Annotated in this window: 11 protein-coding genes; 7 read left to right on the forward strand and 4 right to left on the reverse strand. The window is 68.4% G+C overall.

Annotated elements, in window-relative coordinates; all coding sequences use genetic code 11:
• Window positions 1-48: 48 nt before the first annotated feature.
• From AAY78_RS05400 to ccsB, 5 genes are all read left to right on the forward strand, one after another.
• Window positions 49-453: a MerR family transcriptional regulator gene (locus AAY78_RS05400; RefSeq protein WP_046747316.1), complete on the forward strand. Its 405-nt coding sequence runs from the start codon at window positions 49-51 to the stop codon at window positions 451-453.
• 63 nt (window positions 454-516) lie between these two features.
• Entirely contained in the window at window positions 517-1,167 is a 651-nt protein-coding gene (locus AAY78_RS05405) for a TlpA family protein disulfide reductase (protein ID WP_082108579.1), read from the forward strand.
• 16 nt (window positions 1,168-1,183) lie between these two features.
• Window positions 1,184-1,969, forward strand: coding sequence for a cytochrome c biogenesis CcdA family protein (locus AAY78_RS05410; protein WP_046747317.1), 786 nt, complete (start codon window positions 1,184-1,186; stop codon window positions 1,967-1,969).
• An 82-nt stretch (window positions 1,970-2,051) separates the two neighbouring features.
• Complete coding sequence (resB, locus tag AAY78_RS05415) at window positions 2,052-3,881, forward strand: cytochrome c biogenesis protein ResB (RefSeq protein WP_046747318.1); 1,830 nt, start codon at window positions 2,052-2,054, stop codon at window positions 3,879-3,881.
• A gap of 4 nt (window positions 3,882-3,885) precedes the next feature.
• The gene (gene ccsB, locus AAY78_RS05420) at window positions 3,886-4,860 is read left to right on the forward strand and encodes a c-type cytochrome biogenesis protein CcsB (RefSeq protein WP_046747319.1); all 975 of its coding nucleotides are present in this window, start codon (window positions 3,886-3,888) and stop codon (window positions 4,858-4,860) included.
• 162 nt (window positions 4,861-5,022) lie between these two features.
• Here the strand turns inward: ccsB and AAY78_RS05425 are convergent, their stop codons facing one another.
• The 3 genes from AAY78_RS05425 to AAY78_RS05435 form a co-directional block, all read right to left on the reverse strand.
• Window positions 5,023-5,613, reverse strand: a complete 591-nt coding sequence (locus AAY78_RS05425; RefSeq protein WP_231589662.1) for a 2'-5' RNA ligase family protein — start codon at window positions 5,611-5,613, stop codon at window positions 5,023-5,025.
• 148 nt (window positions 5,614-5,761) lie between these two features.
• Window positions 5,762-7,735, reverse strand: coding sequence for a YhgE/Pip domain-containing protein (locus AAY78_RS05430; protein ID WP_046747321.1), 1,974 nt, complete (start codon window positions 7,733-7,735; stop codon window positions 5,762-5,764).
• Window positions 7,732-10,536 carry an MMPL family transporter gene (locus AAY78_RS05435; RefSeq protein ID WP_046747322.1) on the reverse strand — a complete coding sequence of 935 codons (2,805 nt, stop codon included), beginning with the start codon at window positions 10,534-10,536 and terminating at the stop codon, window positions 7,732-7,734. The genes AAY78_RS05430 and AAY78_RS05435 overlap by 4 nt, the downstream gene beginning before the upstream one ends.
• Window positions 10,537-10,667: 131 nt before the next feature.
• On the opposite strand from AAY78_RS05435, the gene AAY78_RS05440 reads away from it, so the two are divergent.
• On the forward strand, window positions 10,668-11,291 hold the full coding sequence (locus AAY78_RS05440) for a TetR/AcrR family transcriptional regulator (protein ID WP_046747323.1): 624 nt from the start codon (window positions 10,668-10,670) through the stop codon (window positions 11,289-11,291).
• A 22-nt stretch (window positions 11,292-11,313) separates the two neighbouring features.
• Here AAY78_RS05440 and AAY78_RS05445 read toward each other — a convergent pair whose 3' ends face one another.
• The gene (locus AAY78_RS05445) at window positions 11,314-12,294 is read right to left on the reverse strand and encodes an o-succinylbenzoate synthase (protein WP_046747324.1); all 981 of its coding nucleotides are present in this window, start codon (window positions 12,292-12,294) and stop codon (window positions 11,314-11,316) included.
• A gap of 107 nt (window positions 12,295-12,401) precedes the next feature.
• On the opposite strand from AAY78_RS05445, the gene AAY78_RS05450 reads away from it, so the two are divergent.
• Window positions 12,402-12,734 carry a PadR family transcriptional regulator gene (locus tag AAY78_RS05450; protein WP_046747325.1) on the forward strand — a complete coding sequence of 111 codons (333 nt, stop codon included), beginning with the start codon at window positions 12,402-12,404 and terminating at the stop codon, window positions 12,732-12,734.
• The last annotated feature ends 1 nt before the right edge of the window (window position 12,735 follow it).

Consider the following 12,735-nt stretch of genomic DNA (forward strand, 5'->3'; position numbering starts at 1 on the left):
CTTCCTCTGGATGTTGCGTTCCACGCCAGTCTGTGACTTCATGTCAACATGAAGTCAAGTTCCGAGCATCCGTGGTCCGTCGGCGATGTCGCGACCCGTTTCGACCTGCCGACGAACGTTCTGCGGCATTGGGAGTCGGTGGGGCTGCTCACCCCTCCGCGCGACGCTGCCGGGCGGAGGCGCTACGGCGAGGACGAGGTCGTGCGCATCGCCGTGATCCAGCGCAGCAAGGCTGCAGGGATGACGCTCGAGCAGATCGCCGTGCTGCTCGATGACGGGAGTGCAGGGCGGCATCAGGTGCTGCAGCAGCACCTGGACGACATCGACAGGCGCATGGAGGAGATGCGTCTGTCGCGCGAGATGACCGAGCACGCGATGGGCTGCCGCGCCCACGACATCGCCACATGTCCACGCTTCCGGGCGGGTGTGGACGACATCCTGGCGCGCTTCTGAGGGGCGTCGGAGGAGGTCACGTTTCCGGCTCGCGCATAGGATCCTCTGCGTAAACTCGGAGTCGTGCCAAGCGATTCGACGGTCCGTCAGATCCGCAGCGGCCGCTCCTCCCGCACCCGACGTTCGCGTCGTGCGGTCGGTGCCGCGCTCGCTGCGGTGCTCGCCATCGGTCTGAGCGCGTGCGCTCCCGATCCCGTCAGCGAATCCTTCCTGAACGGCGAGAACACCGGCTACGTCGCCGCTGACGGCGCGATCGTCGAGATCCCCGTCGCCGAGCGCGGCGAGCCCGTCGTGTTCAGCGGCGTGACGGAGAAGGGCGAGGAGTTCGACAGCGCCGACATCGCCGGTCAGGTCGCGGTCGTCAACTTCTGGTACGCCGGTTGCGCGCCATGCCGTCTTGAAGCGGCCGATCTGGAAGGCGTCTGGCAGGACTTCAGCGATCAGGACGTCGCGTTCATCGGCATCAACACCCGCGACCAGGCCGACACCGCCGTTGCCTTCGCGAACGAGTACGGCGTCACGTACCCGAGCCTTATCGACGTCGACACCGCTCAGGCCAAGCTCGCCTTCGCGAAGGAGACGCCGATCGCCGCGACACCGACCACGCTCGTGCTCGACAAGCAGGGGCGCGTCGCCGCGCGCATCATCGGGCCCATCGACGGCAAGTCGATCCTCTCCACGCTCGTCAAGGACGCCCTCGCGGAGGACTCGTGAGCAAGCAGGACGGCTCATGAGTCCCGAAGCGATCATCGGCTCCGGGGCCCTCTGGATCGCGATTCCCGTCGCGATGCTCGCGGGACTCGTCTCATTCCTGTCTCCCTGCGTGCTCCCACTCGTTCCCGGCTATCTCGGCTTCCTCGGCGGTGCCGTCGCACCTCGGTCGACCGCTGCTGCCAGCGGGGAAGGCGGGACGACGACGCAGACGGCAGAAACCGCGACGCGGGGGCGACTCGTCGGGGGAGTGCTGCTGTTCATCCTCGGCTTCACGATCGTCTTCATCCTCTACACCGTGCTCGGCGGAACGGCCGGGGTCTTCCTGCTGCAGTGGGGCGACCTGATCACCCGCATCCTGGGCGTCGTCATCATCGGGATGGGCCTGGTCTTCCTCGGGCTGTTCGGGTTCGCGCAGAAGGAATTCCGCTTCCACGTGGATTCCAGAGCCGGAATCGTCGGGGCGCCGCTCCTCGGCATCGCGCTCGGTATCGGATGGGCTCCCTGCATGGGGCCGACGCTCGCGGCGATCCTCGCGCTGTCGTTCAATGCCGGTGACCCGGTGCGGGCAGGCTTCCTCGGTCTTGCCTACTCGCTCGGCCTCGGTATCCCGTTCCTGCTCGTCGCGCTCGGCTTCGGCTGGGCCACGAAGGCGATCGGGTTCCTGCGTCGGCACATCCGGGTGGTGAACATCATCGGCGGCGTGATGCTTCTCCTCCTCGGCGTCCTGATGGTCACCGGACTCTGGACCGACATCATGTCGAGACTGACGGCGGTGATCGGCAGTGTCATCCTCCCGCTCTGACGATCCCGAGACGAGCGAACGAGATGATAGCCGTCCCGACAAGCCCATCCATCCCGAGAAAACTCCCCGCACTGAGAAGGTCATGACCAAGAACAAGGGTGCCGCGAACAGCGACTCCAGCGATCCGCTCCGCCCGTCCGACCACGTCGACGGAGACGACTCGATCACCCAGCCGCGCCTCGGGTTGGTCGGCTGGCTGCGCTGGGGCTGGCGTCAGCTGACCTCGATGCGCACGGCACTGATCCTGCTGCTGGTCCTGGCGATCGCGGCGATCCCCGGCTCGATCTTCCCGCAGCGGATGGCCGACCCCAACGGTGTGACGCAGTGGGAACGCGACAACCCGGACCTGTTCCCGATCCTCGACGGCCTCAAGCTCTTCGACGTCTACCTGTCGCCGTGGTTCTCCGCGATCTACCTGCTCCTGTTCGCCTCGCTCGTCGGCTGCGTGATCCCGCGCATCAAACACCACGCCAAGGCGCTGCGTGCCCGCCCGCCGCGTACCCCCGCCCGGCTGCAGCGCCTCGAGGACTACCGCGCAGTCACGCGCGATCCCGCGGCGGACTCCGGAACCAAGACCGGCGACGCGGAAGCGGAGGCGGCCGCGTCCATCGATGTCGCGACGAAGCAGCTGAAGGCCCTCGGCTACCGGGTGGAGCGCTACGACCGCGGACGCACGTTCTCGGTCTCCGCAGAGCGCGGCTACTGGCGAGAGACCGGCAACCTGCTCTTCCACCTCGCGCTCGTCGGCGTGCTGGTCACGGTCGGCATCGGCGGTGGGTTCTCCTACACCGGGCAGCGGGTGCTGGTCGAGGGCGAGACCTTCGCCAACACGCTCCTCGACTACGACTCGATGAACCGCGGACGGTTCGTGGGCGACGACGCGTTCTCCCCGTACTCGATGCGCCTCGACTCCTTCGACGTGACCTACCAGCCGTTCGGTGAGCCGGGGTCCGGTCAGGCCGGCGACTTCTCCGCCAACGTCACCGTGCAGGAGAACGGCGAGGAACGTACCGGCTCCGTCAAGGTCAACGAGCCCCTCGGCGTCGCCGACGACGACGTGTTCCTGCTCGGCAACGGCTACGCGCCGACGGTGACGGTGCGCGATCCCGAGGGCAATGTCGTGTTCACCAACAGCACGCCGTTCCTGCCGCAGGACAACAACATGAGCTCGCTCGGCGTGCTCAAGGTGCCGGACGGGTTGGCCGAGCAGGTCGGCCTGGTCGGGTTCTTCTACCCGACCACGGGTGTGCTCGAGAGCGGTGCGTTCTTCTCCGCGTACGGCGACCTCACGAACCCGACGCTCACGCTCAACGTGTACACGGGTGACCTCGGCATCAACGAGGGTGTGCCGCGCTCCGTCTACGTGCTCGACACCACTGGCATGACGAAGCTCACGGGCCGCACCACCGACGTCAAGTCGATCGAGCTCGCCCCCGGGCAGACCGCGCAGCTGCCGAACGGCCTCGGCTCGGTGACCTTCGAGGACGAGTCTCCGGCCGGCGCCACGGATGCCTCCCAGTCGGTGAAGCGCTTCGCCTCGCTGCAGATCCACCGTGACGAGTCAGGTGTGTGGGTGCTCGGCTTCGCGCTGCTGGCCCTCGGCGGTCTCATGATCGCGCTGTTCGTTCCGCGGCGACGTGTGTGGGTCAAGGCCACGGCGCAGGACGGCGAGGTCGCCCTCGAATACGCGGCGCTCGCCCGTGGGGAAGACCCGACGCTCGCGGCAGCGGTGGACGACCTCGTCGCCGGCCACGCCCGACTGCTCGACGCGGCAGGCGGCACCACGGTGCGGGCCGAGGACGGCGAGAACCCTGCCGACGACACCGCGGACGATCACACCGTGGCTGATGACATCGCGACTAAGTCCGCCGAGGTGGAAGCCCCGGCAACCGACACCCGGAAAGTAGACTGACACCATGCTCGAGCTCAACGTGATCTCGCCGGTCCTGCTGTGGACGGCGATCGCGATCTACGCGGCAGCCTTCGTGGCCTATGCCTTCGATCTCGCGCGGCGTTCGCAGGCGACGGCCGATGCACAGAACGTGCGGGAGTCGGTGCTCGTAGGGGCCGGCGGAGCAAGCATCCCCGCAGCGTCGGGCGGGTCTAATGCGGGCTCCGCCCCGCAGCGATTCGTGATGGCCAGGATCGGCACCTCGCTCACGGTACTCGGCTTCCTGTTCCACCTCGCGTCCGCTGTCACGCGTGGCATCGCCGCCGGTCGTGTGCCGTGGGCGAACCTCTACGAGTTCGCGATGATGGGCACGCTGCTCATCATCGCCGTGTACCTCGTCGTGCTCACGCGTATCGACCTGCGGTTCCTCGGCACGTTCATCACGGGCCTCGTCGTCGTGCTGCTCGGCCTCGGAGCGACCAACTTCTACGTCGACGTCTCGCCGCTGATGGACCCGCTGAAGAGCGTGTGGCTCGTCATCCACGTGTTCGTCGCCTCGCTCGCGACGGCATTCTTCGCGCTGGCTTTCGCTCTCTCGGTGATCCAGCTCATGCAGTCGCGACGTGAGCGCCTGCTGGGCGAGGGGGCGACCAAGACGGGCCCAGGCTTCCTCCGCACCTTCCCGAACGCGGTGCGCCTGGAGAGCCTGGCGTACATGTTCACGATCATCGGGTTCATCCTCTGGACCTTCACTCTCATCGCGGGCTCCATCTGGGCGTACTACGCCTGGAGCCGCTTCTGGGGCTTCGACGTGAAGGAGACCTGGACCTTCGTGATCTGGGTCATCTATGCCGGCTACATCCACGCACGGGCTACCCGCGGTTGGCGGGGCAACCCCTCGGCGTGGCTCGCGATCGTCGGATTCTCGGCCGTGATCTTCAACTTCACGATCGTGAACGTCTTCTTCAAGGGTCTGCACGCCTACTCCGGCCTGAGCTGAGCCGCGCTCGGCTGCGACGACTCGGCTGCGAAATCCCGGCCGCGAACACTCAGCTGCGAAAACAGAGACCTCCTGCATCAGGCCCGGCGCGTCCACACAGGACACGCGGGGCAGAGTGCGGGAGGTCTCTGTTTCGGCCGGAGTGGGAGTGGGGAGTGGGGGTCAGCCTCCCAACGGCAGGACCTCGGCGTGCTCGATGCCGTCCTCGTACCAGACCAGCTCGGCTTCGGTGATGGTCTCAGCGGGCGCAGGCTCGAGAGCACGCGACTCGGGCTGCGCGAAGTGCGACCAGACCTCCGGGTCGAGAGTCTTGCCGTAGAGCACCGAGAGGTGGAAGGTCCACTCCTCCAACGGCAGCTCGCCCAGGCGGCGGAAGTCCGTGGCATCCAGCGCGGTGGTCAGGCACGAGTACGCCGAGACGAGTGATGCGGTGCGTGCGAGGCGCACGATCAGGATCCTCCACGGCGTGGGGAACTCGTCCACGGCCTCGGCGGTGATCTCGATCGGCGTCTGCTGCGCCGCCCAGGAGCGGATCAGCGTGGCGAGTTCGTCGCGCCGCTCGGGCTCGTAGAAGCCTCGGAGCGTGACGTGCCCGGTGTGCGGTCGTCGTACCGGAGCGCCGAGACGTGCGAGTGCAGTGTCCTGCACTTCCCGGTAGGTATCGGCGACCTCGACAGTGGGCCGGAGCACGAGGTACTGCTGCCCCTCCAAGCTCTCGAGCTGGTCGGGGGTGTCCATGAACGGTCGACGCATGTCAGGAGCCTAGGTCCTGGTCACCGCATGCGAAAACGGAGACCGTCACGCGCACGGCTCAGCGCGTCACATTCCGACGCGCTGAGCTGAGGGGAGATGGTCTCCGTTTTGGCAGGGCAGGGCAGGGAGGGGGCAGAGCAGGAGGGAGTCAGGTGGTGGCGAGGACCGCCTTGGCCGAGGTGGTGCGTCGCAGCGTCACGGCGAGCGTGGTGGCCACGAGTGACAGCACGCCCCAGACGACCAGCGCGGCGACGGCCGAACCACTGGCCGTGATGAGCCCTGCGAAGGCCGGGGCCGTCGGAAGTGCCGCACCGATGCCGGCGAGCCAGTCCGGCACGGTCGAGATCAGGCCCGTCGCTACGGCGAGCACTCCCACCAGGGCCGAGATCCAGCGACCGACGCCGCCGAACACCGCGACGAGAGCCTGGTTGACGGCGGCGAACACCACTCCGGCGAGGACCGCTGTGCCCGCGAAGGCCCACCAGGTGCCCGCGTCGTAGCTCGCCACGATCTGCACGATCAACGACACGAGCAGACCCTGACCGGCACCGATCAGCGCCGCCGGAGCGAACGCGCGCAGCGTCAGACCCGCCGAAGACCGTCGAGAGGTGAGCGTGCGAGCGGTGTGGGCGCGCATCACGACGAACGTCGCGAGTCCACCGAACCAGAGCACGACCGCGGCGAGCAGCGGGATCGCGGTGGGGCCGAAGATCGTGTCCACCGACGAGTTCGACGACACCGGGTCGGCGATCACCGAGGCGAGCGACTTCGACTCGGTGTCGCTGAACGAGGGGAGCGAGTCGGATGCCGTGCGCAGCCCGCCCGCGAGGTCGCCCGTGCCGGTCGCCAGCGTGTCGAGTCCGGTCGTGAGCTCGGTCGCGCCGTCGGCGAGAGCGGTCGCGCCGCCGGAGAGCTGGGCCGCACCGGATGCGAGGCTGCGCGCGCCAGAGGCGGATGCCCCGATACCCTGGTCGGCGAGCTGGGTGAGGCCGGAGGACAGCTGCGTGGCGCCAGCGCCGGCCTGGGACATGCTGGACGCCAGAGTGCTGAAGGTGCCAGGGAGGGCTGCGACACCACCGGCGACTTCGTCGTTGGTGAGGATGCCCGATGCCGTGCCGGCGTCTTTCGCGACAGCTCCGGCGTCGGTTGCAAGCGACGAGTACAGATCGCACTGCGCTTGGTCGGTGACCGGAGGTGTGCATGCCTGCTGAGCCAGGCCGCCCAGACGCTGCGCGAGCGCTACCGAGCCGGTCGCTGCCGATTGCGCCGATGCGGAAGCGCCTTGCACGGCCCCGACCAGCTTCTGAACCCCGCCGACGTTCTGCTGCAGCTCCGCACCACCAGCCGCCAGCCCGGACCCGATCTGTCCCGCACCCGCCGCAGCTTCACGGGCCTTGCCCGCGATCGTGTCGAGCCCCGAGGCGAGTGAGGACGCACCCGTGCTGAGCTCACCCGCGCCGGAGGCGAGTTTCGCCGCACCGTCCGGGATCGCCGCGGCTCCGGTGGCGGCGTCGCGTGCTCCGTTCGCGAGCTTGACGGCACCATCTGCGGCCTCGCCGATCTGGTCGCCGATCGTGGTGAAGCCGACCAGGATGTTCTCGGTCGTCGCCTCGGAGAGCATCGTGCCCATGGTCGAAGCGGCGACGTCGGCGATCTGGCCCGTGATGAGGTCGTCGGCGACGAGTCCGTCCTTCGGGGTCGTCACCTCGATGGTGGCCTTCTCCGCCTTCCCTCCGCCGTCGGAGATCGCGGTCCCGGCCGAGGTGGCGGCGGACGAGAAGTCCTCGGGAATCGTGATGACCGCCTGATAAGAGCCGTCGGCGAGTCCGTCAGCGGCGTCGTCCTTGTTCGAGATCACCCACGTGAGGTTCGAATCGAGGTCGTCCGATCCCTCGACGAGGCCCGAGGCGAGCTGACGTCCGAGCGGGGTCATCTGGCCGTCGATGGTCACGGGCTCGTCGAGATTGACGATCGCCGCGGTCATCGAGTCCAGCCGCTCGATCGGGTTCTGTAGTGCCGCGACCAGGATGCCGCCGACCGCCGCCGGCAGCAGCAGCACCCCGAGGATGGTCAGCCACGTGATGGGCTTGCGGGAGCGCGCGCGCTCTATGGGGAGGGTCATGCGGTCACCTCGGTGGATTCTGCGGCGCTCCGGCGAGGGGCGCGCGTGTCGAGTGTCTGGGCGTCTGGCCATCCGGCCTCGGCGAGGGTCGTCCGTGCCGAGTCGGCATCGGATGCGGTGGTGAAGACTGCGATCGTGCGGGTCGCTGCAGCATCGCGGAGCATCGCCGTCGCCTGGTCGCGCTGCCCGCTGCTCAGCCGGTCGATCCCGTCGATCACGACGATGGATGACTTTCCGCGCAGGGCTTCTGCGAGATCGTCGAGCCCTGTGTCGGCATCGTCGATCAGCACGCAACCGACATGTGCGCGCACCCAGGCGGCGCGGCCGGGGAGGAGGTGCCCCGCAACCCTGAGTCGTCCCTCCGTCGGGGTCAGACGTCCCGCGATCGTCAGAGCCAGTGCGCGGCGGCTGCGGTGGTCGCCACCGGTCGCGATGAGGGCACCGCCCTCCGGGATCCGCATCGACAGGTTCTCGATCAGCGGCGCATCCGCGCTGATCTCGAGGTCGTCGGCGGCGACGACCGATCCGTCGCCCGGCCACGCGGCCAAGTGGCGTTCCCGTTCGACGGCCTCGCCCTCGACGTCGATGCGGGGGAGGATCTTCTCCAGCCAGCGCGGGAGCTCCCAGGCGCGCTCGCCCAGGATGGCCATGAGGGCGGGGATCAGCGTCATCCGCACCAGGAAGGCATCGAACGCGACGCCGGCGGCGAGGCCGAGTGCGATGGGCTTGAGCGACGAGTCGCCCTCAGGGACGAAGGCCACGAACACCGCGAACATGATGAGTCCTGCCGCCGTGACGACCTTCGCCGAGCCGGTGAAGCCGCTGCGCACGGCGCGGAGGGCAGCGGCCCTGCGGGTGGCGCGGTCGGGACTCTTCGCGTCCTTGTCGTGCACGAAGTCCTCGCGCATGCGGGAGACGAGGAACACCTGGTAGTCCATGGCGAGGCCGAACAGCACGCCCATCAGGATGATCGGCATGAAGCTGATGATCGGTCCCACCTTGGCGACATGCAGCAGATCGGCGAACCAGCCCCACTCGAACACGGCGCCGACCACACCGAAAGCGGCCACGATCGACAACAGATAGCCGATGGCGGCGGTGATCGGCACCCAGAGGGATCGGAACACGATGGTCAGCAGGATGAGCGAGAGGCCGATCACGAAGATGCCGAAGGGCAGCAGCGCGTTGCCGAGCTGGTCGGAGATGTCGATGCCGACGGCCGTGAAGCCGGTGACTTTGAGGTCGATGCCGAACTCGTCGAGCCATTCATCGTGGTGGCTGCGCAGCTCGCGCACGAGGTCGGCGGTCGCGGGGTCGTCGGGCGCGGTCTCCGGCACGATCTGCACGATCCCGGTGTCTGCGGTCTCGTTCGGGGTCGCGAGGGCGACCTCCTTGACGCCGGGGACCTTCGCGACCGCGTCGCCGAGGTCCTCCATCAGCGTCAGCGGATCGGTGGAGGTGACGATCGTGCCCGTCAGGATCATCGGACCGTTGAAGCCGGGGCCGAACTCCTCGCCGACGAGGTCGTAGGTCTGCCGTGCCTCGTTGTCCTTGGGTAGCACGCCGGCGTTCGGCAGAGCGAGGTCGAGGCTGAGCGCGGGGACGGCGACGATCCCGAGTCCGAGCACCACTGCGATCGACACCAGCACGGGGTGCTTCATGACGCCGCCGACCCACCGGGCGCTGCCCTTCACCGGGACGACCGGCTTCGAGGGCACGGAGTCGTCGGCCTGACCGGCGGCGGTCTTGTTCGTCTTCGGGGTCCTGACCTTCTTCGGGCGCCCGACGACCCTGCCCTTCATGAAGCCGAGCAGGGCGGGAGTGAGGGTGACGGCGATAGCGACGGCGACGGCCACGGCGGCGGAGGCGGCGATACCCATGGTCGTCAGGAACGGGATGCCGGCGAAGCCGAGGCCGATCAGGGCGATGAGCACGGTGACACCGGCGAACACGACGGCGGATCCGGCGGTGCCGACGGCACGGGAGGCCGACTCCTCCGGGTCGACGCCGTCGCGCACCTGGTCCTGATGTCTCGCCATGATGAACAGTGCGTAGTCGATACCCACCGCGAGCCCGAGCATGAGAGCCAGCAGCGGGGTGGTGGACGATACGGTGGCGAACGCGGTCGCGGTGAAGATGCCGGCCATCGAGATGCCGACACCGAGGATCGCGGTGAGCAGGGGGAGGCCGGCCACGACGAATGAGCGGAACGTGACGATCAGCACCAGCAGGGCGATGAGCAGTCCGACGGCTTCGGTGAGCGTGACGCCAGGGATCGAGATCGCGAACAGATCTCCGCCGAGCGAGGTCTGGGACCCTGTCGGGAGTTCGGCTCCCAGGTCGCTCACGACCGTGCGCAGCGCATCCTTCGTCTCCTCGGAGACGTCAGTGGATTCGCCGTCGAACTGCACGCGCACGATGGCGGCGGTGTCGTCGTCGTTGATCATGCCCTTGACCATCTCGTCGTACGGCGAGGTGGCAGCGAGCACGCCGTCGAGGTCGCCGAGCTCATCGACCGCGCCCTCGATGTCGTCCTGGTACTCGGCGTCCGTGATCTTGTCGCCGTCGGCGGCGACCACGATGAACTGCGCATTGGTGCCGCTCACCTGCGGGAACGAGCGCGAGAGCTGCTCGAGCCCCGCCTGCGACTCGGTACCGGGGATGGAGAACGTGTTGTCGGTTCCGGCGCCCAGGACGAGCGCTCCGGCGCCGGCGATGCCGAGCGCGAGCAACCAGGACACGAGGACCCGCCACGGGTGCCGGAAGGACCAGCGTCCGAGCGAGGACAGGAGAGTGGACACGCGTTCCTCCGAGGGGTGCGGGGTGGATACACAGGTGTATCCAATACATAGATGTATCGTAAGGTGACCCGCCCGGCCAAGCCTGTGTGCGGGGTGTGAATCATGCGAGAGTGAAGGGCTAGGAGGTTTCGATGTCGACACCCGCAACCCGCAGCCGCGAGAACACGCGCGCTCGCCTGCTGGAAGCCGCGGCGCAGGTCTTCGCCGAGGTCGGGCTCGATGGAGCGTCGGTCGAGGCGGTGTGCGAGCGCGCCGGATTCACGCGCGGCGCGTTCTACTCGAACTTCGAGTCCAAGGATGAGCTGTTCCTCATGCTCGCCGCCAGCGTCTCCGAGGTGCGCGTGAACGCCGTGCGCACCCGTGTGGAGGAGTTGACGGCCGCCGGTGCCCTGGTGGAAGGCTGCGATCCGATCGAGCTCGTGCAGCAGATCATGGAGCTCGGCGGCGACGACAGGCTCGGCGTCATGCTGCTCAGCGAGATCCGTATCCGTGCGCTGCGCGACGCGAAGTTCGGCGAGGCATACCTCGCGCAGGAGCGGGAGATGGTCGCCAGCATCGCCCAGATCGTCGACGACATCGTCGCGGCCGGTCTGCTGCGTCTGCGACTGCCCGCGGTGGTCGCAGCCCGCATGCTCATGATCATCTGGGAGGGGATGACCGTGCGCGGGGCGATGGCCGGACAGGACGATGCCCAGCTCCGGCACTCCGGTGGCGAAGAACTCGGGCGCCTGGTGCAGCTGCTCATCGAGTCGTAGGCCGGGCTTTGGTTCCGCGGATTCAGCCCGGCGTGGACAGCTCGCCGTAGCAGCGGGCGAGCCGGGCGAGCCACCATTCGCGACGCTCGTCGGGCGCCGCGAGCCGGCTGAGCGACTCCGCGTCCGGCGTCACGCGGCCGACGGGGATCGAGCCGTCGACCGGGCGAAGATCTGCCACGTCGTCCAGGAACAGGGAAGCCGTTCCGAGCCCGCAGTCGTAGTCGAGCGTCGGGAGCGCGGCGGCGAGGGCGGCACCCTGGGACAGGCCGATGGCCGTGTCCAGCGCGCTCGAGACCACGACGGGAAGGCCGGCGGCGGTGACGATTTGCAGGGCGTGCGTGATCCCGCCGAGGGGCTGCGCCTTGATCACGAGCAGGTCGGCGGCTCCGGCGCGGGCGACCGCGAGGGGGTCGGACGACTTGCGGACGCTCTCGTCGGCGGCGACGGGGATGCCCATGTACTTCACGCGTCTTCGGAGCTCCGCCAGTTCGGGAACCGTCGCGCACGGCTGCTCCACGTACTCGAGGTCGCACTCGCCGAGGGCGTGCACCGCGTGCTCGGCCTCGTCGACGTTCCAGGCGCCGTTCGCGTCGATGCGGATGCGGCCCTCCGGACCCATCGTCTCCCGCACCGCCCGGACGCGCGCGACATCGTCGGCGAGCGTCTGCCCTGGTTCGGCGACCTTCACCTTGGCCGTGCGGCAGCCGGCGAAGCGCGCCAGCAGCTCGGGCACCAGTGACGCCTCGATGGCCGGAACCGTGGCGTTGACGCCGATGCGATCCCGCAGCGCGGTCGGCTGACGATTCCAGGCGAAGTCGATCGCGGCAGCCAGCCAGGTCGCCGCCTCCACGTCGTCGTACTCCACGAACGGGGAGAACTCCGCCCAGCCTTCCGGCCCCTCGAAGAGCAGTGCCTCCCGTGTGTCGACGCCACGGAAGCGGCTGTGCATGGGGAGGGCGACGACCCTGGCCGAGTCGAGCAGGTCTGCGAGCGGCGGGATCATGTGCCCATTCTGCTCCGAGTCGCCCTGCGGGCGTGCCCCGTGGAGGGGTGAGTCTCATTTCGGTGTGCGGTTGACGATAGTGTGCGACACACAGTAATGTGACGGGCATGAACGAAACGCTCGACATCCACCTGCAGGAACTGCGGCGCGGCACCGTGGTGCTCGCCTGCCTGCAGCTGCTGCGCTCGCCGGGATACGGCTACGCGCTGTTGGAGATGCTCGAGCAGCGCGGTTTCGCCACCGATGCGAACACCCTGTACCCGCTGCTGCGCCGTCTGGAGAAGCAGGAGTACCTCACGAGCGAGTGGAACACCGACGAGGCGCGTCCCCGCAAGTTCTACCGCACCTCGGAAGCCGGCGTCCGCCTCGCCGACGCCCTCACCGACGAATGGCGGTCGCTCACGGCGGCGATCGCCTCCCTCACCTCAGAGGAGAACTGAC

The organism is Microbacterium sp. Ag1 (assembly GCF_001005635.1).
In the GTDB taxonomy this organism is placed as follows: Bacteria; Actinomycetota; Actinomycetes; order Actinomycetales; family Microbacteriaceae; genus Microbacterium; species Microbacterium oxydans.